Source organism: Enterococcus sp. DIV1337a, assembly GCF_051712285.1.
GTDB lineage: Bacteria > Bacillota > Bacilli > Lactobacillales > Enterococcaceae > Enterococcus > Enterococcus faecalis.
The window spans coordinates 1,012,572-1,034,412 of the sequence record NZ_JBIOOP010000001.1 but is presented as its reverse complement, the minus strand read 5'-3'; the positions used below and the strand labels follow the sequence as shown (position 1 = coordinate 1,034,412).

Sequence of the window (21,841 nt, the reverse complement as noted above, 5' to 3'; positions counted from 1 at the left end):
AACTAAAAAGATTAAGGAAATAGTAAGTTTTCTTTAACATCGCTTTCCCTCACTTCGGTAAGAATTGACATAAAATTTGTGAAAGAGTAAAATTAAAGCGATATTGTAAAATACGAAATTTACCTAATTTTACTTTTATAGAATCATCGTTTAGAAAGGACGTTTAATTTGAAAAAATTATTTAAAACAAATATTTTGAACACGCGACTGGGGTTATTCTCGCTAATCGCCATCTTACTGTGGCTAAAAAACCTCTTTGCGTACGCCGTTGATTTCCATTTACGTTTGGAAAATATTAACGAGTACTTCATACTCTTAATTAATCCAATTGCCACAACGGTCTTTTTATTAGCCATCGCTTTGTATGTTCGCCGTAAAAAAGCTTCTTATATTACAATGATGATTATTTACTTCTTGATGAGTTTACTACTCTTCTCAAATGTTGTGTATTATCGAGAATTTACTGACTTCATCACAGTTAATACGATGCTTGGTGCTGGCAAAGTAGCTAGCGGTCTTGGCGAAAGTGCCTTACGTCTCTTTAGACCTTATGACGTCATTTATTTCTTAGACTTCATTATTATTGGCGTATTATTATTAACGAAAAAAATTAAAACAGATGCGCGTCCAGTCCGTGCACGTGTAGCAGTCTCTGTCACACTCCTTTCTGTTGTCTTTTTCTTATTCAATCTATTCATGGCTGAAACAGAACGTCCTCAATTATTAGGGCGCCAATTCTCTCGTGACTATATCGTGAAATTCCTAGGCTTAAATGCCTTTACCGTATACGACGGCATTACAACTTACCAAACAAACCAAGTTCGTGCAGAAGCTAGCGCTAACGATATGAAACAAGTTGAAGATTATGTGAAACAACAATATGCGGCACCCGATGATAGTAAATTTGGTATTGCAAAAGGCAAAAATGTAATTTATATCCATTTAGAAAGTTTCCAACAATTTTTAGTTAATTACAAATTAAAAGATGAAAATGGCGTAGAACACGAAGTCACACCATTTATCAATAGCCTTTACAATAGTAAAAGTACCTTTAGCTTTGATAACTTCTTCCACCAAGTTGGTCAAGGAAAAACAAGTGATGCCGAAACGTTACTTGAAAATTCATTATTTGGTTTAGACCAAGGTTCACTCTTTACACAAGTTGGTGGGAAAAATACGTTTGAAGCAGCACCCGATATTTTAAAACAAACGCAAGGCTACACTAGCGCTGCTTTCCACGGAAATGCTGGTAACTTCTGGAATCGAAATGAAACTTATAAACGTTTAGGCTATGACTATTTCTTTGATGCTAGTTATTATGATGTTAATTCAGATAACTCATTCCAATATGGGTTACACGATAAACCATTCTTTAATCAATCCGTTCAATATTTAGAGCATTTACAACAACCGTTCTATTCTAAATTTATTGCTGTATCCAATCATTATCCTTATTCTCAATTTACAAACGATGAAGCAGGATTCCCAATTGCGAAAACCTCTGACGAAACAATTAATGGCTATTTCGCAACAGCGAATTATTTAGATAAAGCAGTAGAAGAATTCTTTAACTACTTGAAATCTTCAGGTCTCTATGAAAACTCAGTCATTGTCCTTTATGGCGATCACTATGGTGTTTCTAATTCAAGAAACCAAAACTTAGCAGAGTTAGTAGGTAAAACCAAAGCAGATTGGAACGATTTTGACAATGCCAATATGCAACGTGTTCCTTATATGATTCACGTTCCTGGTCAAGAAAATGGCGGTGTGAACCATACGTATGGTGGACAAGTGGATGCCTTACCAACCCTTCTGCACTTGCTTGGTGTCGATACGAAAAACTACATTCAGTTGGGCCAAGATTTATTCTCTAAACAACACAATCAAATCGTTGCTTTCCGAAACGGCAATGTTGTAACACCTAAATATACCATTTTAGGTTCTAGCATTTACGATACTAAAACGGGCACTTTAATTACAGAGCCAACCGAAGAAGTTAAGAAAGAAGTCGCTGATTTAAAAGCCAAAGCGACGAAACAATTAGAAACGTCTGACCAAATTACTAACGGTGACTTGCTTCGTTTCTATACTAATAGCGGCTTAAAACCAGTTAACCCAGAAGACTATGATTACAAGAACCAATTGCAACAACTGGAAGCAATTGAAAAAGAAAAAGGTGAAAAATCAACGAGTGTTTACAGTAAAAACAATAATAAATCAACCGTTGATGAATATCACACTGACAGTTATCAAGGCTATCAAAAAACGGGTAAATAAATCTTCAAAAAGCTTGAGCAATTTGCTCAAGCTTTTTTGCTACTTTTTCATAATTAATTCATATTATTTCACTATACTAAAGATAGTTTAGAGAGGTGAAAGTTGATGAGAAGTGTCCGTTACGCTACAGCTAGTAGTTTTTATCATAAAAAAATCACATTAATCACTGCACTCTTCTTCTTCCTGTTCTCTTTCTTATTGACCGGGCTGTTTAACTTAATTGATTTTGAAAAAGAGTTTTTACGAACGATGCCAGACTTTGTCGATATTGAAAAACAAACTAGTTACCATTACCAACTGATTCAATACTATTGGCACCTCTATCTAGGTAGTGTCATTTTCTTTGGTGTCACTTTTCTTCTGTTGATGTATGTGACATTACGCATAAAAAAGGAAGAAATACATACATGGTATCACATGCACTTTTCAAATATGTATGTCACCAAACAGCTCTTACTAGAGTTGTGTTTACCGGCTCTATTAGGAATTTTCAGTTTTTTACTTTTCACTTTAATGTTTCAAGAAACATACAATACCGTTCTTTGGGCCGTTCGTGACGCCATTTTACAGTGCTCACATTTGGAAACTCCAGCATTTTTAGCTAAAAGTACCGACCAAGATGTCACGATTACAAATATCCAGCATTTAGGGATTCAAACGATCCAAGCGTTTTCTTTTGATTTCAAAAGTATGCAGTCGCTTTATACGATCCGTAACTGCTTTGTCAATTGCTTAGTCTTGCTTGGCATTCCTCTTGTTTGCGGGACTCCTTTCACGTTGATTTATTTACGCACACATAAGAAATAAGGGAGGGATTTTCTATGAATGTCACACCGTCATTCAAAAAAACAACCGAAAAAAAGGCCTCATTTGATGCGTTAGCTTTACGAAAAGTTTATGGAATCATTTATTCTGCTCCAGAACAAGAACTCGCATTGGCCGATTTTTTCCAGAGAAACCAACTAACCCTTACTAGGCTTTCTTCTAATGAAACCTTTCTACCCTACTTGCCATTAGAAGAAAATTTATTTATCACCAGTACGATTAAAGAACGGGATCGAAAAGCAGTTCTAGCCGAAGCTTTCCAAGTGTTCCAATTAGAACCTGCCTTACTTGGTCGTTCTTTTACTTCTTTTACGACTTTTGAAAAAATTAAAATGCGCATAATACAACTTTTATTTTCAAAAACAAGTACGTTAGTGATCGATGATATTTTTTCTTCATTAACGATTGGACAACGTCAAGAAATTTTACCTCAATTAAAAATAGCAGTTCAAAAAAGAAACAAGCGCTTGCTATTCTTGACAAAGGATCCACAAATTATTGATAGTCCCTATGTGCACCCTCTGTCTCTACATGCGTTATTAAACTAAAGAAAACGTCTGGCACTGATTGTGACCAGACGTTTTCTTTAGTTTTCAGTGATTTCAACATCAGGAAATGAAATAATAAAGGTGGTGCCTTTACCAGGTTCACTCTCAACATTGATTTTTCCTTTATGCAAGCGGACCAATTGTTGAACGATTGGTAAGCCTAATCCTGATTCTCCATATTTCGTATTTTTACGGGATGGATCTACTTTGTAATAACGATCCCAGATATTCAGAATTTGTTCTTCCGTCATGCCGATTCCTGTATCAGAAATGCGGACAATGGTTTCTAAATAGCCTTTTTCTAAAGCAATATGAATTTCACCATTTTCAGTAAATTGGATGGCATTTTGAACAATATTGACAACTACTTGAACAAAACGATCATAATCGGCATACACATCAATTGGTTCGGTGGTATCTAAATACAATCGATTACTGGCGGCTTCAGCTTTTGCCGTTAGTTGCGTCACAATATTTTCTAAAGCTTCTGTTCCGTTGAACTTCTTCACAACAATTTGAATCTGGTTGGTCCGAATTTTTTCATAATCAAGATTTTCATTGACTAAGCGAATCAAGCGAGCGGTCTCATTTTGCATCAGTTTAATCGCATTCTCTTTTTGATTTTCAGGAATAGCATTATACTGCAATCCCTCTAACAAGCCATTAATAGTTGTTAAAGGCGTCCGCATTTCATGAGAGGCATCCGCCATAAATTGACGACGACGCTCTTCTTGCCGATTGATTTCTTCTTGTGATTCTTTTAAAGATGCGGCCATTTTATTAAAATCTTCTGCTAGGTCATCAAATTCATCTTTGTCATGAACCGGTAATTGAATATCAAAATTTCCACTAGTAATTTCTTTGGTGGCTTTACGCATCCGATTAATTCGTTTCACTTGGAAAGTCGCAAATAGATAACTTAGTAACAAGGCAATCACACTAGAAAAAATAAAGCCTTTAATCAAGTTTTGTGTCACGGACTGAACGCTTCGGTCAACGTTTTTGGCAGGTTGTGTAATAACTAGCGAGCCAATAATCACTTTTTTATCAGAAGACTGATTTGATGCATACACAGGTAACATTACATAGGACGAAGTATTTCGGGCCCCGTAAATATCAATGTTTTCCGTTGCATAAACACGATTGCCTTTCATGATTTGATCCCAATTTTTATCGATTAAGGAAAAGTCTAATTTTTTCGTGCTATCAACTGGTGGATACTGCACTTCACGGTCCTTGTTAATAAACACAAATTGCACATCTTGCTTCTGGAGTACGCGCTCAGTCAACTGAAATGAATAGGATAAAACATCTCGATCCGAAACGCCTGCAACATTAATAAAAAAGTCACGTGTTTCTAAAGCCGATTCTGCATAACCATACAACTGTTCATAGTTATTTTCTTGCATTGTGCGCTTGGTCAGCTGCGTGAAAGACGTTCCGACAATGAGAATAATCAGAGCAATCACACCTATAAAAGCAAGTAATTGTTGATATAAATATTTCATTAAGCAACACCTGAATCGTCGAATTTATACCCTACGCCCCAAACCGTTTGGATGACTTGAGGACCCACTTTTTCAATTTTTTGTCGTAATTTTTTGATATGGGCATCAACTGTCCGCTCATCGCCAAAGTATTGATAGTCCCAAACCAATTCTAGTAGTTGTTCGCGTGAAAAGACTTGGCGTGGTTTTTTTGCTAAGGTGTATAGCAAATCAAATTCTTTTGGTGTTAAGCCTTCAATTAATTGATTATCTAAATATGTTTCTCGTGTTTTCGTATTCATTTTAAAATGATCCGTAATCACATCAAACGTTTCATCTGTATTCTCAGACGTATCATGCGCAGCCTCTGCCACCTCGGCACGACGATGTAAAGCTTTCATTCGTGCAATCAAAGTTAGTGGACTAAATGGTTTTGTCACATAATCATCCGCACCCATTTCAAGGCCAATTACTTGGTCACTTTCAGAATCACGAGCGGTCAACATAATAATGGGAACATTGGCTGAAACTTTGCGAATTTCACGACAAACAGCCATCCCATCCATACTAGGTAAGTTTAAATCTAATGTAATCATGTCCCATTTTTCTGGCGAAGCAAGAAAAGTCGCCAATCCTTCTTTGCCATCATCTTTAAAGGTAGCTTCCCACCCTTCATTTAAGAAAAACATTTGCATCATTTCTGAGACAGATTCATTGTCTTCAATCATTAATATATTCATTTCATTCACTCCTTATTCACTTTTCATAAGACTGCTCTATTGTAGTATACTCTAAAATTGAATTTGTACCAACCGATTCTATATTTCTTCAAAAATCCTTTACAGAACTATCAAAAATCACTTTTTTCCTGCTCTTTTAAAGAAAACGAAGTGAACCCATTGTCTTTTCAGAAAAGTTTGTTAAAATAACAAGCGTAGAGAGGATGTTAAGGTATGGATAAAATGAAAGCTATTACTTTTTTTGATTTAGATGGAACTTTGTTAGATGGAACCTCACAAATTACTCCTGAGATTACTGCAGCGGTGGCGGCCTTGAAAGACAATCAAATTTTACCTTTAATTGCGACTGGTCGGACCTTGTGTGAGATTCAGCCAATTATGAAAGCCAGTGGCATTGACTCAGCGATTGTAATGAACGGACAATTTATTCATTATGAAGGAAAAACGATTTATTCAGATGAATTTACAACAGAGGAATGTGTTTCACTGCATGAGCACGTCAGACAGCGTGGTCATGAATTAGCTTTTTATAATGAGCGCCGTATTTTTTGTACAGGGCATACTGGCACAGTGAAACAAGCCTATGCTTATATTCATTCAGCTGTTCCAGAAATTGATCCCACAGGTTATGAGAATGATGCCGTCAATATGATGTTGGTCTTAAGTCACCATGGCGATGATGATGAATATTACTATGAGCGGTTTCCTGAATTGACCTTTTATCGCAATGGTCCTTTTTCAATTGATATTGTTCGTAAAGGGGTCTCTAAAGGCTCTGGTGTCAAAAATCTTTTTAACACCTTGGGATTAAACGGCATTCCCACTTATGCCTTTGGTGATGGCATCAATGATTTGGCGCTGTTTGAGGCCTGTGATTATGGAATTGCCATGGGTAATGCGCGAGAAGAACTAAAAGAAAAAGCCACCTTTATTTCAACTAAAAATACTGAGAATGGCATTGTTAATGGCTTGAAAAAATTTGATTTACTATAAAAGAAAACTACCTTCTTCTATTGATGTATTTTAGAAGAAGGTAGTTCTTTTGTATGTTCATTTTTCTTTTTCTGTTGTGCACAGAGAGCTACTCCCACTACTTGAATCAGCAAAATCGCTCCCAACAAACAACTTAATGCGATGTTCCCTGATAGGATGGTTCTTCTGATTAAAATAATTAATACGACACTGCTAATTCCGTAGAGTAACCATTGGTTGTCCATTTTTAATGACCCCTTTGTTTTTCTATGTTTAGGATAGGATGTTTCCTACAAAAATGCAAGGAAAGATCCTAGATTCTTACAACTAACCCATAATTTTTACTAATTCCTTATTTGTTTTCATTTATTCTTAAGATTCGTTTCATTTTTGTTAAAAATCAGATTTTTTTCTATCTCTGTTTTAAATTGCGTACAGTTCTTAAAAAAAATGATACACTAAACGTGAACTCAAAATGAAAGGAGCCATTCCTTTGGTTAATAGCGAAAAAAGAAAACAATTAATTATTGATACGTGCATTTTAGCTGGAAAAATTATGCTGGAAAGCGGATCTGAAGTATATAGAACCGAAGATACGATTACTCGGATTGCAGCAAACGCTGGCGAATCAGAGAGTGTTTGTTATACGACGGCTACAGGGATTTTCGTAGGCTTTCGTTCCAGTAATTATACGCAATTAGAAAACATCCCCCAGCGCTCGATTAATTTGGAAAAAGTTAGTCTTGTCAATCAATTATCAAGAGAATTTGCACAAAAAGAGATTACTTTACCAGAGCTTTATCAGCGCTTAACTCTATTAGAAACAGATACCCCCACTTTTTCAATTTCGTTACGCTTGTTAGCAGCCGGCATTGTTAGTTGTACGTTAATGTACATTTTTGGTGGCACTTGGCAAGATTTTATTGCAACTTTTTTTGTTGGCGTGATTGGGTATGCCAGTTATCTTTTTACCCAAAAGTTATTCCAAGTTCCTTACCTCGATTCCTTCGCAGCCGCTTTTGTCATTGGCTTGTTCGCCTATTTGGCTGTGCATTTTCACTTAGCGATCAATATCGATAATATTATTATTGGTGCGGTGATGCCGTTAGTTCCAGGTGTGGCGATTACGAACTCTTTTCGCGACATTTTAGCGGGCCACCTCATCAGTGGGACGGCGCGAGGGACAGAAGCTATTTTTATTGCTGGGTCTGTTGGCCTGGGAATTGCCTTGATTTTTAAATTATTTATGTAAGGAGTGTTCAAATGGAACTAATTTTTCATCTTCTCTTTAGTTTTTTAGCGACTGTGACGTTTGGTATTATTACGAACATTCCTCGTAAAGCACTGGTGGCTTGTGGCATTACTGGCATGACAGGCTGGATGATTTATTATCTCTTAACGCAAACTTTTGATGCTAGTCAAACCTTTGCAAATTTTTTAGGAACGGTCGGATTAGGAATCGCTAGTATCTTTTTTTCTCGTTACAAAAAAATGCCGATGATTATTTTTTATATTCCGAGTTTGGTTCCTTTAGTGCCAGGAGGGCCTGCTTATCAAGCGGTTCGGAGCATTTTGTTAGGAAATATTGATGACGGTTTGCAGTTGATTTTAAAAGTTGTCTTTACTGCTGCAGCCATCGCAGCGGGCTTTATGGTGACATCCCTACTGGAACGAATTGTCAAACGTTTTTTCCCCAAGCGACTCTTCCGATTGGTCAAAAAATAAAAAACAAGCTCAGAAAACGAGCTTGTTTTTTTTATTCTACTTCTTCAAAGAACAGCAACAAATCTTGTAGCGTTAATTGTGCTTTTTCAGCAGCGTTTAAATCTTGAACAATTTTACCTTTTTGTAAAACAATTAAACGATTGCCATATCGTAAGGCATCTTCCATTCGATGAGTAATCATCAAACAAGTTAAGTTCCCTTCTTCAATCCGTTGTTCTGTTAAGCGCATCAACTGCTTGGACGTTTTGGGATCTAAGGCAGCGGTATGTTCATCTAAAAGTAATAGTTCTGGTTTTGTGATAGTGGCCATTAATAAACTTAAGGCTTGGCGTTGACCGCCAGAAAGGTTACCTGTCGGGGTATCCAGATGATTTTCCAAGCCATTGCCAACTTCTTGGCAGATTTTTGTAAACAAGGCGCGTTGTTCATTTATCTTCCGTAATTTTAAGGAACGTTTTTGTCCGCGTTTCATGGCAAGCAATAAATTTTCTGCCACAGTCATTCTTGGTGCTGTCCCCATTTTAGGATCTTGAAAAACACGCGCTAAAGATTTGGCTCGTTTGACTTCAGAAAGATTGGTGCGATTGACTCCTTCAATTAAAAATTGTCCTTCTGTTAGTGTCAAAGTTCCTGCTAAACTATTGAACAGCGTACTCTTGCCTGCGCCATTTCCACCTAAAACAGTAATGAAGTCCCCGGGATAAATTGCTAAGTTCACATGATCCAAAATCACTTTTTTTTCATTCATCCCATTATCAATGATTTTTGTCGCATTTTTTAATTCAACAACTGGTTTCATTTCGTTCCCCCCTTATCAGAAAAGCCGTGTAGTCGTAATGCTTTTTTCAATTGCGGGATCATTAAACAGATTGCTAAAATCACTGCTGAGAAGATTTTCAAATACGTCGTATCAAAGCCTAATTTAATCACTAACAAAATTAATAATTGATAAATAATACTCCCTACAACAATCGCCAACAGCCGTTCACCAAACGTTAATTCTCCAAACAGTACTTCACCAATAATGAGTGAAGCCAAGCCAATCACAATGACACCTGTTCCTTTACTTACATCCGCATATCCATCATTTTGGGCAATCAAAGCGCCAGATAAGCCAATCAAGCCATTCGATAAAACCAATCCTAAAATTTTCATGCGATCCGTTTGAATGCCAATCGAGCGAGCCATTTCCTCATTGTCGCCTGTCGCAATATAGGCTTGTCCTAAACTAGTATTAAAGAAAAATAACAGTAAAATCATTACCACAGCCAAAACACTAATCCCTAAAAAAATGGTATCATAATAATCTGGTAAGGCCATTTTTTGAAAAACATCTTGAATCTTCGGTTGGTTTAATAAAGACTTATTTGGCGATTTCATCACAAATAAAATCACGGAATTTAAACCAGACATCACTAAAATTCCTGCTAAAATAATTGGAATTTTTCCTTTTGTAAATAGTAAACCAGTCACTAAACCAGCAAGCATTCCTGCCCCAACCCCTAAAAGAGTCGCTACAAATGGTGAAACCCCTGTTGTAATGGCAGTTACACAAACCGCCCCACCTAACGGAAATGAACCCTCCGTGGTCATATCTGGAAAATTTAAAATACGATAAGTCATAAAAATACCTAGTCCTAACAAGGCCCATAACATTCCTTGTCCAATTGCTGAAACAATCATCGCTTCTCCTACTTTCTTTGATAATTAGTTAATCAATTTCGATTTTTTTGCTAACTCTGCGGGAATCGTAATTCCTAACTTTTGAGCTTGTTTTTCATTGATAATTGTGTCGCCTGTATTAAAGGTATAAATGGGTGTAGTTGCTGGTTGACTTTTTCCAGACAGAACCTCTGCTGCCATTTTGCCGGCTTGTACGCCCAACGCATGTTGATTAATCCCAACAGTTGCTAAACCGCCTTGTTCTACCATTGTATCCACTGAAGGAATAATCGGCGTCTTGGTTCGATTTGCTTCTCCGACTACCGTTTGCATAGCATTAGCGATCGTATTATCAGTTGGTATATAAATCACATCTGTTTCCTTAGTCATTACTTGAACCGTTTGTGCAATTTCATTACTTGATGGCACAGCATATGTTTTCACTGTCAATCCTTTGGCTTCAGCTGCTTTCTGCGCTTCAGCTACTTGGTATCGAGAGTTTTCTTCTGAGGAAGCATAGAGAATACCCATTTTTTTGGCAGCTGGTATCAATTCTTTTAGTAAATCCATCTGGGCTGACAAAGGTGATTGATCACTAACACCAGTGATATTACCGCCTGGCTTTTGATTGTCTTTTACCAATCCAGCACTAACAGGGTCTGTAATGGCGCCTAAAATGATCGGGATTTCTTGGGTAGTGTTTGCTAAGGCTTGCGCAGCGGGCGTGGCGATGCCAATTAAAACGTCCGCCTTTTTTTGTACTAATTGTTGGCTCATGATTGCTAACTTACTCTGGTCAGCTTGACCATTTTGAAAAATAATTTCTAAATTTTTGCCTTTGTTATAGCCATTTTCCTTTAAACCTTCCTCAACACCTTTATAAATTTCATCCAATGCGGGGTGACTGACAAACTGCAAAACCCCTACAGTAACTGTTTCTTTCTTTGAATTCGTCACTTTTTGATTCACAAAAAAAGCACCGATTAAATAAATAGCTAATAAAGACACGACAAACGTTAAACGTTTATTTTTCATTTTGCATTCTCCTAACTGCCCGTTTGTTTGGCAACTTTTTCTTTTTAACAATGAAACCATTATCTATAGGGCATTTCTTCCGTTGAAAGTGAAACTGAGATTCGTAATCCTCTGCTTAGTCAAAATCCGAGGAACACTTTTTTACAAATATCAGGATTTAACTGCGACGAGGATCGCAACTTCGGTGAGAATCGCAGGAGCACTTTTTCTACGATTGTGACAACGTTCTCTTCGTTCACCTTGTACTACTCATCACTCTTAAAGGCCAAACTGCGGCGAGTAAGCGCAGCCTGCATCTACTCTGTCACTTTGTGCCAATCGTAGTGATTCGTAGCAAAAAAACAACGACTTATCCTAAGTGTTTAGGAGTGGTCGTTGTTTTTATGCAAAACAAAAACCACATAGATGGGTCCTCTATGTGGTCGTTTTTCTTCTTGAATATAACCAGCACAGATACACTTTTTAGAATAAGTCTTCTAAAGTTGTATCTATGAAAGAATCATACATACAACTATCTACGCCAGTTTTGCCATGATTGGTGCATTTCTTTTACGTTAGATAATTGTGTCATGTATTTTCCCTCCTAGTTATGTTGTTAAAGGTAGTCTACACTATATTGATTTTGTTCGTCAAGAAAAAGTTTTTATTTTCTTGCATTTCTTTTACTTCTAAAAAACGAGCCACTCTTATGAGAGGCTCGTTTTTCTTTATTTCAGCATATTTACCACTTAATTGTTTCGGTTTCTTTCAATTTTCACGGGAACTTTAACTGCTTGTTTTTGCGATTGAATCAGCCATAAACTCACTAAAATCGTCATTGAAATTACTAATGCCATCGAAAATCCCCTCTTTCTAATTCCTTAAAACTTTCTACAATCTAAGTTTAACATAGCTAGCTATTATTCACCAGTTTCTGGTACTGTAGCAGTGCTTTCTGTCGTCGTTTCAGTAGATTGGGCAACGCCAGTCGTGCTAGTCGTCGTCTGTGTTTCAGCGGTCTTTGCTGCTTCTTTTTCAGCTTCTTGCGCCGCTTTTTGCTGGTCTTTCAAAACGCCAGCCATTGGTAATCGATTTAATTCTGGTATTAATTGTGTTTTTAAATCCATAGATTTTTCGACAACTGTCCGCGTCTTTTCTTTACCGTTTTCAAAGAAAACAAGCGTAATCTCATCGCCGCTAACATTGTATTGCTCTTGTGCTTTGCCAGCATTATAAATTAACGGATAGATATACAGCGAACGATGAAATTCATTCATTTTATCTGAATTAAACAGCTTCACCATTTGATCATATTGCTTGCCAGATGGTTTAGCAAACATGACTGACATGGCTCCTGTTTCTTGGATTTTCTTATCTGCTGTTTTGTAATCTAAGACACTGACTTTCTCTGACTTGATGGGTCCTGCGACTAACGATTCAACTTGAGCAGCTCGAATATTTTTTTGCATCGTTGGAATAAAAATGATTGAGCCAATTATTAATACTAATGCTACAATAGCGGTAATCATTAACAGTTTTCTTTGTTTTAATTCATAAAGTGCCTCTTTTAGTTCTTCCATAAAATTATTCAACTTCTAATCGCTCCTCGCTTTTAGTTCTTATCTATTATACTAATCATTTTCTTTCTTGCCTACCCTTGCGCTTTAATTACTAAAAAAACCAGCAAACTCCTCCCTCTTTCTAAGGAAAACCCAACTCCTTTTTAACAAGCTTCTTTCTTAAATTCAAAAACTCCGCTATAATGAAGCTATTAGTCGGAAAGAAACGAGGGATTTATTATGTCATTTGATGGCGTATTTACTCATAGCATGGTTCATGAGTTGACAGAAACACTCGTAAGTGGCCGGATTTCAAAAATCCATCAACCTTATGAAAACGAAGTCGTTTTAGTCATTCGTGCGAAAGGTAAAAACCATAAATTATTATTATCAGCACATCCTAGTTATGCGCGCATACAACTATCTACAATTACCTATAGCAATCCAGAAACACCTCCTAATTTTGTGATGATGTTACGAAAATTTCTGGACGGTGCCATTTTAGAAACGATTCAACAAATAGAAAATGATCGCGTGATTCACTTCACCTTTTCAAAAAGAGATGAACTAGGTGACTTACAAAATATTGTTCTGATTGTTGAATTAATGGGACGTCACAGTACAATCGTTTTAGTCAATCAATCTTCTGGAAAAATCTTGGATGCGATAAAACACATTGGAATGAGCCAAAATAGTTATCGTTCGTTGCTCCCTGGAGCAACTTATATTGAACCGCCAAAACCAATGGGCCTTAATCCGCTCACGGCTTCAAAAGAAGAAGTCTTTGCGCTTCTTTCTACAGCTCCTGAATTAAACGGACGCTATTTACAACAGCATTTCCAAGGTCTAGGCAAGGATACAGCAGACGAATTAAGTACCCGTTTACTTGCACAACCAAATGAAAAAATGGCCATCTGGACGGAATTTTGGTCCTCAGTTACTGAAGCTGTTGTACCGACACTAACCGTCACTGAAAAAAAAGAATATTTTACGCCCATTCCTTATCAATCATTAGTTGGTGAACAGACAACATATGCGACACTCAGTGAATTACTAGATGCCTTTTATTCTGGTAAAGCAGAAAAAGACCGTGTCAAACAACAAGGCGGCGAACTAATTCGCAAAATTGAAAATGAACTAAAAAGAAATCAAAAGAAACTTAAAAAATTACAGCAAACCTTAGCCGATACAGAAAACGCTGAAAATTACCGTCGCGACGGAGAACTATTAACAACCTTCATGGCACAAGTCCCCAAAGGAGCCACCGAGGTGGAATTACCAAATTATTATGAAGAAAATGCACCCTTGCGTATCTCGCTAAATCCTGCACTTTCACCTAATCAAAATGCACAAAAATACTTTCAAAAATACCAAAAATTGAAAAATGCTGTCCGAGTTGTTAAGACACAAATTCAACAAACGCAACAAGAAATTTCTTATTTAGAGTCAGTTGTGGCACAACTTGAAATTGCGACACCAATGGACATTGAAGTGATTCGTGAAGAACTGATTGAACAAGGCTATTTAAAACGTAAAAAAAATAAAAAACAAAAACAGCCGAAAAAAAGCCAACCTGATCTTTTTTATGCCACAGATGGCACACCTATTCTCGTTGGAAAAAACAATTTGCAAAATGATCAATTGACTTTACGAACCGCTAAAAAAACTGATTATTGGCTCCATGCCAAAGATATTCCTGGATCTCATGTAATTATTCGTGACGCACATCCTAGCGAAGAAACCCTTACTGAAGCCGCACTTCTAGCCGCTTATTTTTCAAAATATCGACTTTCTTCACAAGTGCCTGTTGATTATGTCCAAGTAAAACATGTGCATAAACCCAATGGAGCAAAACCAGGTTATGTAATTTATGAAAACCAACGAACGTTATATGTGACCCCAACAGAAGAATCGATCAAAAAACTCCAGCAAAATAAGGATTCTGCTTCCTAATTATATTAAACTAAAAAACAACGTACTGCCGATTGATCGTACGTTGTTTTTTGCTTTGACAAACACATTTATCAAGTGATAAATAACACAAACAAGCTCAATTAGTTTACAAACTAGCTATTTCTCTCTATACTGACTGTTGGAGGTGAAATTCATGGTCTTTTTACACATTATTTTTGGGATGTTTGCCTTTATTGGCGCTTTAGGTTTAGGTGTCGCCTTCCGCGATAGCTTTACAGAACTTTCAACACCAAAGAAAGCAGCGATTATTTTATCTTACGTAGGTGCGATTGGTTCAACAGTCCTAGGGTTTACATCAGCAACAAAAAATCCATTTGTTTTAGCTGCAACAATTGTCTTAGTTGTCGCCTTTTCTATTGCTCTTTTCAAAAAAAGCAGTAAAGAAACAAGCAAATAACAAAATCTTTGAAGAGCGGCATAGCGACAAGCTACCCTCTTCCTTTTACATACTATTTAAAGGAGTGAGGCAAATGTCTCTGACTATTTCTGAAGAAGTAAAACAACGTTTAGCCCCTTTCTTAACTGAAACGAATACCTTCTTGTTGGTAGCAAATGACGGCTCTAATCCTTATTCTTCCGCAGAAGGTTGTTGTATGATTGGCGATCGTTTTATTATCGTTCCTGTTGATCAAGCAGAAGCGCCTTACACCGAAACGATTGCTAATGATTCTTTTCACGTCTATACTTCGACGTATGACCAAATGTTTTTAACGGGGCATTTACAGCTAGTGATTCATCCGAATGCGGGGACCATTACTTTAAAAAATGAAAGTGGCATATTAGATAGTAATGTGGACATTTATCAACACTAAAAAAGCAAACAAAACGTTTACGCGTTTTGTTTGCTTTTTTAGTGTTGAAAGGCTTGAAAGGCAGTAATGATTACGTACATCATGCCCGATGCAATAATCGGACCAGCTGCAATTCCTTTTAAAAAAACGACGCCAAGAATCGTTCCAAAAACTAAGGCCACCGTAATCTCTGGCGATTGATTAATTAAACCTACTCCTTTTGAGGATAAAACAGCCACCAGAATTCCACAAAGTATCCCCAGCCATCCCATCGGTGTTTTGAATGATTGGATTAAATCCTTTAAGCCAATTTGTCCTGTAGCAATAGGGACTAAAATGGTAATTGAAATAATTGTGACGCCTAAATTAATGCCTTTATCTGACAACCACGACATGATTTTCGCACTATTTGGTAAAGCTTTTAAAGCAAGCACAACAACTGACGCAATTAATAAACTTTGATTTTTTGCAACAAACGCAATCAAGGCAATCAGTAGTAAAAAAAGCCAACTTTCCACTGGTTGTCCTCCTTTCTGATTTGGTTCTTTCGTTAACCAAACTTTCTTGTCTTTCCTATTTTAGCAAAGAACCTCTTTAATTACCATTCAGCTTCAGTAATTATTGTCTTTTTCACCCGAATCTTGCTTAGAAAAAACGAGTTAAAAATTAATTTTTTCTCATAACAAGCCTTTTTCTCTTTGAAAAATTATTTTATGAAGTATACTAATATTAACTATAAAGTAGTTTACTTGCATTTATACTGGATATTCGATATCCTATTTAAGGCTCTTCAATTGAGCGAGCATCACAAAAGACATTTTAGTAGCAATTCTTGGGGAAGTAGTGCTACTAAGATGTCTTTCCTTTTTTTATTTTTACTAACAATATACGTTTCTTATATTAAAATTCACAACTCTTTATAAATAAAAGCGCCTGCCCCACAGTTGTCTGGACTGTGGGGCAGGCGCTTTTCAAGTCATTTAAATACGCTTTAGTTTTCTTTCAAGCGATAAATACTTGGACTTGGGTTAAGGAAACCTGCTTCTAAAATTTCGATGTTAGTTAATGCTTGCTCTTCAGTTACTAGTTGCGGTGCACCATTTTTCAACGTTTCATAGACGGCATCATAATAACGACCGTAATCACCTACAGGCGTTTTAATTTGTTTTTTAATCCAGTCGCCATTGCCATTACGGTAGGTCACTTCTCCATAATACATTGGTGAATCTTCTCCAAAGCCTGGTGCATCCGGCATGATTCCAGCTTTTAAATCATTTTCTTGTTGATCTTCGCCATATTTGATGAACGAGCCATTGCTGCCATGAACAATAAAACGTGGATACGGACTAGCGACAGAATGATTCGTTTTAACTTTTACTTTTAATTTTGAACCATAATGTAAATCGACGTCAAAATAATTATCGACTGCCTCACTCACCTCGTTATTGCGAATATCATAAGTGACTTGATCCGGACGTCCGAAAAGAGCAATCATGCGATCCATTAAATGAATGCCTAGTCCGTAAAACGAACCATTTTCTTTAGGTCCTTGTTCCATGATACTTCCTGGTCGATAGTAATCAATATGCGTTTCTACTTCATTGATTTCTCCCAAAAAGCCTTGCTCTACTACTTGCTTCATCGCTAGGTAATCGCCGTCGAAACGTCGATTTTGATAAGGCATCACTACTACACCTTTTTCTTGCCCTAAAGCAAATAATTCCTCTGCGTGTTCTAACGTATCACAAAATGGTTTTTCCACAATCACTGATTTACCAGCTAAAATGGCTTGTTTGGCTAAATCATAATGTGTATGCGCAGGCGTACAGATTGTGATCAATTCAATTTCTGGATCTGTCAATAATTCATTAAGGTCAGTGGTAAAATTTACACCTTTTTCTTTAAAGGGCGCTGCTGCTTTTTCATTAACATGTAAATCGAAAATCGTTTTCACTTCTAGTGTTTCTCGAATCATTACATAAGGTAAATGGTAACGATTGGCACTTTTACCAAATCCAATAAACCCCATTTTTACTGTCATATTTTCCACACTCTTTTCTTATAATTAGATAAGTCCATTTGTTTCAATGACTTTTTGATACCAATAATAACTGTCTTTCGGGATTCTTGCTAAGGAACCTTTTTGTGTTTCATCTTGATCCACATAGACAAAACCATAACGCTTTTGATAGCCGTTGAGCCACGACAGTAAATCGGTGTAACTCCATGTACAATAACCAATAACTGAAACGCCATCCGTAATCGCCTCTTGAATCGCTTGGATATGGCTTCGCAAATAATCAATGCGATACGTATCATGAATTTGTTTATCTTCTGTTAAGGTATCATATTCGCCTAACCCATTTTCAGTAATTAAAATAGGGACTTGATAGCGACTAGCTAATCGTCGTAAGGCAATTCTCAAACCTTGCGGGTCAATGGCCCAATCCCAGTTCGTTCGTTCAACATATGGATTATTTACTTTTTTAAATAAACCCGGTACCCCAGATTCCGTTTCAGAACCCTTTTTACCCGTTGTATTCATCTTCCCTATTCCAACGCCATCTAATGGATTAGCAGCAACCGTATCCGTCCGATAATAATTAATACCTAGAAAATCAGGTTTGGCTGAACGTAGTAACGCTAAATCTCCCTCTTTTATCGTTGGGGCCACACCTTGCTCCTGTAAGTAATTTAATGCGGCAATTGGGTATTCTCCCCAAAGATAGACATCTAACCAAAAATGCGACAACAAATCTTCTGCATTTTCAGCCGCTAAAACATTGGCAGGATGCGCATCAACGGCATAAACAGGCGTATAAGCAAAGCTAGGGCCAATTTTGCCAGGCATTTCTAATTCATGAAACGCATTAATCACTGCTGCATTGGCTAAATTAGCAATATGATTGGCCTCATACATCCGTTTATTGTCTGTCACGCCGGGAGGATGCACGGCTAACTGATAACCTAACGAAGTAAACACATTTTGTTCGTTTAAACTAATCCAATAGCGAACTTTGCCACGGAAAGCGTCAAATAAAATTTTCGCATAGGCCACAAAATCAGCAATAATTTTTCTTGATTCCCAGCCACCATATTCTTTTTGCAAAACAGCTGGCAAATCCCAATGATACAAAGTTACCATGGGTTCAATTCCTGCAGCTAATAACTCATCAATTAAATCTGAATAAAATTTCAGTCCCGCTTGATTTACTTGACCACGTCCTTCAGGTAAGATTCGTGTCCATGCAATCGAGAAACGATATGCTTTTAAACCTTGTTGTTTCATTAAAGCCACATCTTCTTTGAAACGATGATAATGATCGACGGCTAAATCGCCAGTTGTCTCTTTGAACGTTTTTCCTGGTAGCCGAACAAATTCATCCCAAACAGATGCGCCTTTGCCGTCTTCATTCCAAGCACCTTCGACTTGATAAGCTGCCGAAGCAGAGCCCCATAAAAAATCTTGCGGAAATGCTTTTAGTTGGTGATGTTCCATTGTCATTCCTCCCTCTTTTCTGTGCTTCCCTTTTATTGTAAAAGGTTTTCACAAAAAGTACCAATCAGATCAATAAGTTCTTCTGTTTACTTTTAAAACTATATAGTTTTAAAAAGAATAAGTCAACTACTTTTATTTAAGGACTTGATTATTAAGTGGTTACGTTAAAAATAAATATATAGTTTTAACAGATTGAATTCATGGTATAATGAGAGAAATACTGATGATAAAGGAGTACTCTGATGCGGACAAATACACGTTATAAAGAAATTTATGCAGCTATAAAACAGGATATCGAAGCAGGTGTTTATCCAATTAATCAAAAGTTACCCCAAGGTCGTCTTCTTGCAGAAAAATATCAGGTTAGCGAACTAACCATTACAAAAGCCTTACATTTGCTTGTACAAGAAGGTTATGTTGTCAGACGACGTGGCTCGGGCAGCTTTGTTCAAGACTTTCAAAATCGAACTATTACTAAATTTTCTCCGTTAACTGGCACTTACTCAACCTACGATGGAAAAGTTGAATCCGTAGTTTTAGGCTTTACAACAGAAGTACCTGAGCCTTGGGTGACTGAAAAATTAAGTATTACAGATGACGAGTTAGTCTACAAAATCATTCGCTTACGGATTATCGAAGATGTTCCTTCAATTATTGAATATACTTGGATGCCCGTTGCCTTAATTCCGAACTTGACGATGAAAGAGTTGAAAGTCTCCATTTATCAATATATTTCGGAACAATTGCATCAAAAAATTCAAAGTGCGCGGGTCAGTATTTCTGGGATTCGTCCTTCTGCGTTGGAAAAAAAATATTTAAACTTAACCGATAATGATTTCCTGATGCGTGCAGAACAAATTGCTTACTTAGGCAATGGCCATATTTTTGAATACTCAATTGCGAATCATATTCCTAGTGAATTCACTTTTGAAACTGTCTTAATTGCAGAAAAATAGGAAACTTTTATGTTGCCATTTCTCATTTCTAACAAAACGATCTCTTTACTTTGAGCCAATACTTTTTGTTAAAAATGTTTTTCTACTCGTTAAAAATATTTTTCAAATTATATTTATAAACTTGAATTTTGATAAAAGTATTGCTATTTACTAGAACTACGATTAAAATATTGCTTGTAGCACTCTTTTTAAGAGTGCTACAAGCAATTTGTTTTTACATAGTCAATCAACCAAAGTGAGGACTTTATATGAGGAAACCCTACATTTTAATGAGCTTACTCGTTCTAAGTACCTTATTAAGTGCTTGTTCAACTGTAAGTGGCAGCCCACAAAGTCAAAGTGCGCCCGCACCTGATGAAGTGTTGGCGACAAGTATTGGGACGTATGAAAATCGAACATTGTTGGTTCCAGATGGGCGTTTAGCCTTAACTGCCTTGCATAAAGGAAAAGATTATCAAGGCAAACCAATGTTTTATGTCCTGTTTGAATTAACCAATACAACCGAAAAAACACAAAATATTCAGCTAATGATTCAAAGTTTTATGGAAGTTAGTCAAACTGTCCACGGAAAAGCCCAAAATTTACAATATGCAGTCTTAACAGATTCACCTTTCCAAGACAAATTAGATCGTTTAGCAGATGAAATCAATCCTGGCGAAACAATCCAAGGCGCTTACCCGTATGAATTTATTAATGAGAACAAGCCGGTCCATTTTAAATTTAGAGATCGCCTTCTCAGTCTGGATGAACCCATTGAATCAGAAGAAATTACCATTACAGAAAAAAGTTTGGTCCGCTAGCTTAGCTAGCATTGGACCAAACTTTTTATTTATTATTCAGATGGAAAAGATTCTCCTTCTATAAAACGTGTGTAAATGTGTTCGCTCTCAGCAGCTTCTCCCCGCATTAAATGAATAATTTTCTCTGCAGCCACCATGCCCCATCGATGTTTAGAATAGGCAATTGTTGCTAATCGCGGTTGCACAAACGCACCTAGTTCAGAATTATCAAAACCAATCATCCGAATATCTTTCCCCATTTGGTAATTTGTTTCTGCAACATATTTATAGACACCGATCGCCATTTCATCATTAAAAGCAAAAACATCGACTGGTTCTGTCTGTGGTTGACTCAAAATTTTTTTAGCAGCCGCATAGCCAGAAGGTTCAGTAAAATCGCCTTGGATAATTTCATAAGGTATCCCAAAACGAGTTAATTCTCGTGTACTAACAGCCAATCGTTCTTGGCTATCATAACCTTTTTCTGGTCCAGAAAGCAGAAGAACCTTTTTTGAACCCACATTGACAAATTGCTCAATTGCCTGCGTGGCACCGCCACGATTATCCAAGAGAACTTGCCGGATATTCCTATGCTCAGTGGTTCGATCAAGGACAACGATCGAATGGCCTCGTTCAGCAAACTTTTCAATTTCTTTTGTTGGAAATGTCCAATCTAAAATAATTGCCCCATCCACCATTTTTTCAGGAATGAAAAGATGTGACTTTTTACCGCTGCAGACAATCATCTCATAATCAAACAGTGCTAAGCCTTTCTTAATTCCCTCCAACAATTCACCATAAAAACTACCGCCATAATCGGCCAAATAGACACCAATAATATTGGTTTGACGACGTTTTAATGTGCGAGCGGCCATGTTAGGAACATAGTTTAGCTCTTCAGCAATTGCTTGGATGCGCGTTCGTGTTTCTTCAGTTACCTTTGAACTACCATTCAATGCGTAAGAAACGGTCGAGATTGATACGCCTGCTTTTTTTGCAATATCTTTAATTCCTACCATGGACTACTCTCCTT

At 37.0% G+C, this 21,841-nt stretch carries 22 protein-coding genes and 1 pseudogene; 12 read left to right on the top strand and 11 right to left on the bottom strand.

The window, feature by feature from the left end; genetic code table 11:
* The first annotated feature begins 168 nt into the window (after positions 1 to 168).
* The 3 genes from IGL49_RS05085 (at position 169) to IGL49_RS05075 (ending at position 3,650) form a co-directional block, all read left to right on the top strand.
* The gene (locus IGL49_RS05085) at positions 169 to 2,277 is read left to right on the top strand and encodes an LTA synthase family protein (protein ID WP_002357869.1); all 2,109 of its coding nucleotides are present in this window, start codon (positions 169 to 171) and stop codon (positions 2,275 to 2,277) included.
* A 105-nt stretch (positions 2,278 to 2,382) separates the two neighbouring features.
* Positions 2,383 to 3,084, top strand: coding sequence for a hypothetical protein (locus IGL49_RS05080; RefSeq protein WP_104854979.1), 702 nt, complete (start codon positions 2,383 to 2,385; stop codon positions 3,082 to 3,084).
* Positions 3,085 to 3,098: 14 nt separating this feature from the next.
* Entirely contained in the window at positions 3,099 to 3,650 is a 552-nt protein-coding gene (locus IGL49_RS05075; RefSeq protein ID WP_104854978.1) for a hypothetical protein, read from the top strand.
* 38 nt (positions 3,651 to 3,688) lie between these two features.
* Here IGL49_RS05075 and IGL49_RS05070 read toward each other — a convergent pair whose 3' ends face one another.
* Positions 3,689 to 5,158 (bottom strand): sensor histidine kinase, encoded by a 1,470-nt coding sequence (locus IGL49_RS05070; protein WP_104854977.1) that lies wholly within the window; start codon positions 5,156 to 5,158, stop codon positions 3,689 to 3,691.
* Entirely contained in the window at positions 5,158 to 5,877 is a 720-nt protein-coding gene (locus IGL49_RS05065; protein WP_002381953.1) for a response regulator transcription factor, read from the bottom strand. Before IGL49_RS05065 ends, IGL49_RS05070 begins: the two co-directional genes overlap by 1 nt.
* 213 nt (positions 5,878 to 6,090) lie before the next feature.
* Between IGL49_RS05065 and IGL49_RS05060 the strand changes: the two genes are divergently transcribed.
* A complete protein-coding gene (locus tag IGL49_RS05060) occupies positions 6,091 to 6,870 on the top strand; it encodes a Cof-type HAD-IIB family hydrolase (RefSeq protein WP_104854976.1) in 780 nt (259 codons plus the stop codon).
* A 17-nt stretch (positions 6,871 to 6,887) separates the two neighbouring features.
* On the opposite strand, the gene IGL49_RS05055 is transcribed toward IGL49_RS05060, so the two are convergent.
* Positions 6,888 to 7,094 (bottom strand): hypothetical protein, encoded by a 207-nt coding sequence (locus IGL49_RS05055; RefSeq protein ID WP_104854975.1) that lies wholly within the window; start codon positions 7,092 to 7,094, stop codon positions 6,888 to 6,890.
* A 230-nt stretch (positions 7,095 to 7,324) separates the two neighbouring features.
* On the opposite strand from IGL49_RS05055, the gene IGL49_RS05050 reads away from it, so the two are divergent.
* A complete protein-coding gene (locus IGL49_RS05050) occupies positions 7,325 to 8,101 on the top strand; it encodes a threonine/serine exporter family protein (protein ID WP_104854974.1) in 777 nt (258 codons plus the stop codon).
* A gap of 11 nt (positions 8,102 to 8,112) precedes the next feature.
* Positions 8,113 to 8,574 carry a threonine/serine exporter family protein gene (locus IGL49_RS05045; RefSeq protein ID WP_002377734.1) on the top strand — a complete coding sequence of 154 codons (462 nt, stop codon included), beginning with the start codon at positions 8,113 to 8,115 and terminating at the stop codon, positions 8,572 to 8,574.
* A gap of 31 nt (positions 8,575 to 8,605) precedes the next feature.
* Here IGL49_RS05045 and IGL49_RS05040 read toward each other — a convergent pair whose 3' ends face one another.
* The 3 genes from IGL49_RS05040 to trpX are packed head-to-tail and all read right to left on the bottom strand — an operon-like array spanning position 8,606 to position 11,271.
* On the bottom strand, positions 8,606 to 9,373 hold the full coding sequence (locus IGL49_RS05040; protein WP_104854973.1) for an ABC transporter ATP-binding protein: 768 nt from the start codon (positions 9,371 to 9,373) through the stop codon (positions 8,606 to 8,608).
* The gene (locus IGL49_RS05035) at positions 9,370 to 10,257 is read right to left on the bottom strand and encodes an ABC transporter permease (protein ID WP_104854972.1); all 888 of its coding nucleotides are present in this window, start codon (positions 10,255 to 10,257) and stop codon (positions 9,370 to 9,372) included. The genes IGL49_RS05040 and IGL49_RS05035 overlap by 4 nt, the downstream gene beginning before the upstream one ends.
* Before the next feature lie 24 nt (positions 10,258 to 10,281).
* Positions 10,282 to 11,271 (bottom strand): tryptophan ABC transporter substrate-binding protein, encoded by a 990-nt coding sequence (gene trpX / locus IGL49_RS05030; RefSeq protein ID WP_104854971.1) that lies wholly within the window; start codon positions 11,269 to 11,271, stop codon positions 10,282 to 10,284.
* Between the two features lie 88 nt (positions 11,272 to 11,359).
* On the opposite strand from trpX, the pseudogene IGL49_RS05025 reads away from it, so the two are divergent.
* Positions 11,360 to 11,737: pseudogene (locus IGL49_RS05025) on the top strand (hypothetical protein).
* 433 nt (positions 11,738 to 12,170) lie between these two features.
* On the opposite strand, the gene IGL49_RS05020 reads toward IGL49_RS05025, so the two are convergent.
* Positions 12,171 to 12,830, bottom strand: coding sequence for a hypothetical protein (locus IGL49_RS05020; RefSeq protein WP_162782576.1), 660 nt, complete (start codon positions 12,828 to 12,830; stop codon positions 12,171 to 12,173).
* 219 nt (positions 12,831 to 13,049) lie between these two features.
* Here IGL49_RS05020 and efbA point away from each other — a divergent pair, with 219 nt between their 5' ends.
* From efbA to IGL49_RS05005, 3 genes are all read left to right on the top strand, one after another.
* Positions 13,050 to 14,762 carry a fibronectin-binding protein EfbA gene (gene efbA, locus IGL49_RS05015; RefSeq protein ID WP_104854969.1) on the top strand — a complete coding sequence of 571 codons (1,713 nt, stop codon included), beginning with the start codon at positions 13,050 to 13,052 and terminating at the stop codon, positions 14,760 to 14,762.
* 154 nt (positions 14,763 to 14,916) lie between these two features.
* Positions 14,917 to 15,180, top strand: a complete 264-nt coding sequence (locus IGL49_RS05010; protein WP_104854968.1) for a hypothetical protein — start codon at positions 14,917 to 14,919, stop codon at positions 15,178 to 15,180.
* A 73-nt stretch (positions 15,181 to 15,253) separates the two neighbouring features.
* Positions 15,254 to 15,595: an iron-sulfur cluster biosynthesis family protein gene (locus IGL49_RS05005; protein ID WP_002391631.1), complete on the top strand. Its 342-nt coding sequence runs from the start codon at positions 15,254 to 15,256 to the stop codon at positions 15,593 to 15,595.
* Between the two features lie 38 nt (positions 15,596 to 15,633).
* On the opposite strand, the gene IGL49_RS05000 is transcribed toward IGL49_RS05005, so the two are convergent.
* The 3 genes from IGL49_RS05000 to IGL49_RS04990 all read right to left on the bottom strand — a co-directional run bounded on the left by IGL49_RS05000 (position 15,634) and on the right by IGL49_RS04990 (position 19,073).
* Positions 15,634 to 16,092 (bottom strand): DUF441 domain-containing protein, encoded by a 459-nt coding sequence (locus tag IGL49_RS05000; protein ID WP_104853811.1) that lies wholly within the window; start codon positions 16,090 to 16,092, stop codon positions 15,634 to 15,636.
* Between the two features lie 473 nt (positions 16,093 to 16,565).
* Positions 16,566 to 17,615, bottom strand: coding sequence for an oxidoreductase (locus tag IGL49_RS04995; protein WP_104853810.1), 1,050 nt, complete (start codon positions 17,613 to 17,615; stop codon positions 16,566 to 16,568).
* Between the two features lie 24 nt (positions 17,616 to 17,639).
* A complete protein-coding gene (locus tag IGL49_RS04990; RefSeq protein WP_104853809.1) occupies positions 17,640 to 19,073 on the bottom strand; it encodes a glycoside hydrolase family 1 protein in 1,434 nt (477 codons plus the stop codon).
* Between the two features lie 242 nt (positions 19,074 to 19,315).
* Here IGL49_RS04990 and IGL49_RS04985 point away from each other — a divergent pair, with 242 nt between their 5' ends.
* Together IGL49_RS04985 and IGL49_RS04980 are read left to right on the top strand one after the other, a co-directional pair.
* Positions 19,316 to 20,029, top strand: a complete 714-nt coding sequence (locus IGL49_RS04985) for a GntR family transcriptional regulator (protein WP_104853808.1) — start codon at positions 19,316 to 19,318, stop codon at positions 20,027 to 20,029.
* A gap of 269 nt (positions 20,030 to 20,298) precedes the next feature.
* Positions 20,299 to 20,829, top strand: coding sequence for a DUF5067 domain-containing protein (locus tag IGL49_RS04980; RefSeq protein ID WP_104853812.1), 531 nt, complete (start codon positions 20,299 to 20,301; stop codon positions 20,827 to 20,829).
* A gap of 32 nt (positions 20,830 to 20,861) precedes the next feature.
* On the opposite strand, the gene IGL49_RS04975 is transcribed toward IGL49_RS04980, so the two are convergent.
* Positions 20,862 to 21,827, bottom strand: coding sequence for a LacI family DNA-binding transcriptional regulator (locus tag IGL49_RS04975; protein ID WP_002382203.1), 966 nt, complete (start codon positions 21,825 to 21,827; stop codon positions 20,862 to 20,864).
* Between the last annotated feature and the right edge of the window lie 14 nt (positions 21,828 to 21,841).

Excerpts from the sequence above, each read along its gene's own strand:
- IGL49_RS05080 (WP_104854979.1), top strand. The coding sequence starts at position 2,383 with ATGAGAAGTGTCCGTTACGCTACAGCTAGTAGTTTTTATCATAAAAAA.
- IGL49_RS05075 (WP_104854978.1), top strand. The coding sequence starts at position 3,099 with ATGAATGTCACACCGTCATTCAAAAAAACAACCGAAAAAAAGGCCTCA.
- IGL49_RS05070 (WP_104854977.1), bottom strand. The coding sequence starts at position 5,158 with ATGAAATATTTATATCAACAATTACTTGCTTTTATAGGTGTGATTGCT.
- IGL49_RS05065 (WP_002381953.1), bottom strand. The coding sequence starts at position 5,877 with ATGAATATATTAATGATTGAAGACAATGAATCTGTCTCAGAAATGATG.
- IGL49_RS05060 (WP_104854976.1), top strand. The coding sequence starts at position 6,091 with ATGGATAAAATGAAAGCTATTACTTTTTTTGATTTAGATGGAACTTTG.
- IGL49_RS05055 (WP_104854975.1), bottom strand. The coding sequence starts at position 7,094 with ATGGACAACCAATGGTTACTCTACGGAATTAGCAGTGTCGTATTAATT.
- IGL49_RS05050 (WP_104854974.1), top strand. The coding sequence starts at position 7,325 with ATGAAAGGAGCCATTCCTTTGGTTAATAGCGAAAAAAGAAAACAATTA.
- IGL49_RS05045 (WP_002377734.1), top strand. The coding sequence starts at position 8,113 with ATGGAACTAATTTTTCATCTTCTCTTTAGTTTTTTAGCGACTGTGACG.
- IGL49_RS05040 (WP_104854973.1), bottom strand. The coding sequence starts at position 9,373 with ATGAAACCAGTTGTTGAATTAAAAAATGCGACAAAAATCATTGATAAT.
- IGL49_RS05035 (WP_104854972.1), bottom strand. The coding sequence starts at position 10,257 with ATGATTGTTTCAGCAATTGGACAAGGAATGTTATGGGCCTTGTTAGGA.
- trpX (WP_104854971.1), bottom strand. The coding sequence starts at position 11,271 with ATGAAAAATAAACGTTTAACGTTTGTCGTGTCTTTATTAGCTATTTAT.
- IGL49_RS05020 (WP_162782576.1), bottom strand. The coding sequence starts at position 12,830 with ATGGAAGAACTAAAAGAGGCACTTTATGAATTAAAACAAAGAAAACTG.
- efbA (WP_104854969.1), top strand. The coding sequence starts at position 13,050 with ATGTCATTTGATGGCGTATTTACTCATAGCATGGTTCATGAGTTGACA.
- IGL49_RS05010 (WP_104854968.1), top strand. The coding sequence starts at position 14,917 with ATGGTCTTTTTACACATTATTTTTGGGATGTTTGCCTTTATTGGCGCT.
- IGL49_RS05005 (WP_002391631.1), top strand. The coding sequence starts at position 15,254 with ATGTCTCTGACTATTTCTGAAGAAGTAAAACAACGTTTAGCCCCTTTC.
- IGL49_RS04995 (WP_104853810.1), bottom strand. The coding sequence starts at position 17,615 with ATGACAGTAAAAATGGGGTTTATTGGATTTGGTAAAAGTGCCAATCGT.
- IGL49_RS04990 (WP_104853809.1), bottom strand. The coding sequence starts at position 19,073 with ATGGAACATCACCAACTAAAAGCATTTCCGCAAGATTTTTTATGGGGC.
- IGL49_RS04985 (WP_104853808.1), top strand. The coding sequence starts at position 19,316 with ATGCGGACAAATACACGTTATAAAGAAATTTATGCAGCTATAAAACAG.
- IGL49_RS04980 (WP_104853812.1), top strand. The coding sequence starts at position 20,299 with ATGAGCTTACTCGTTCTAAGTACCTTATTAAGTGCTTGTTCAACTGTA.
- IGL49_RS04975 (WP_002382203.1), bottom strand. The coding sequence starts at position 21,827 with ATGGTAGGAATTAAAGATATTGCAAAAAAAGCAGGCGTATCAATCTCG.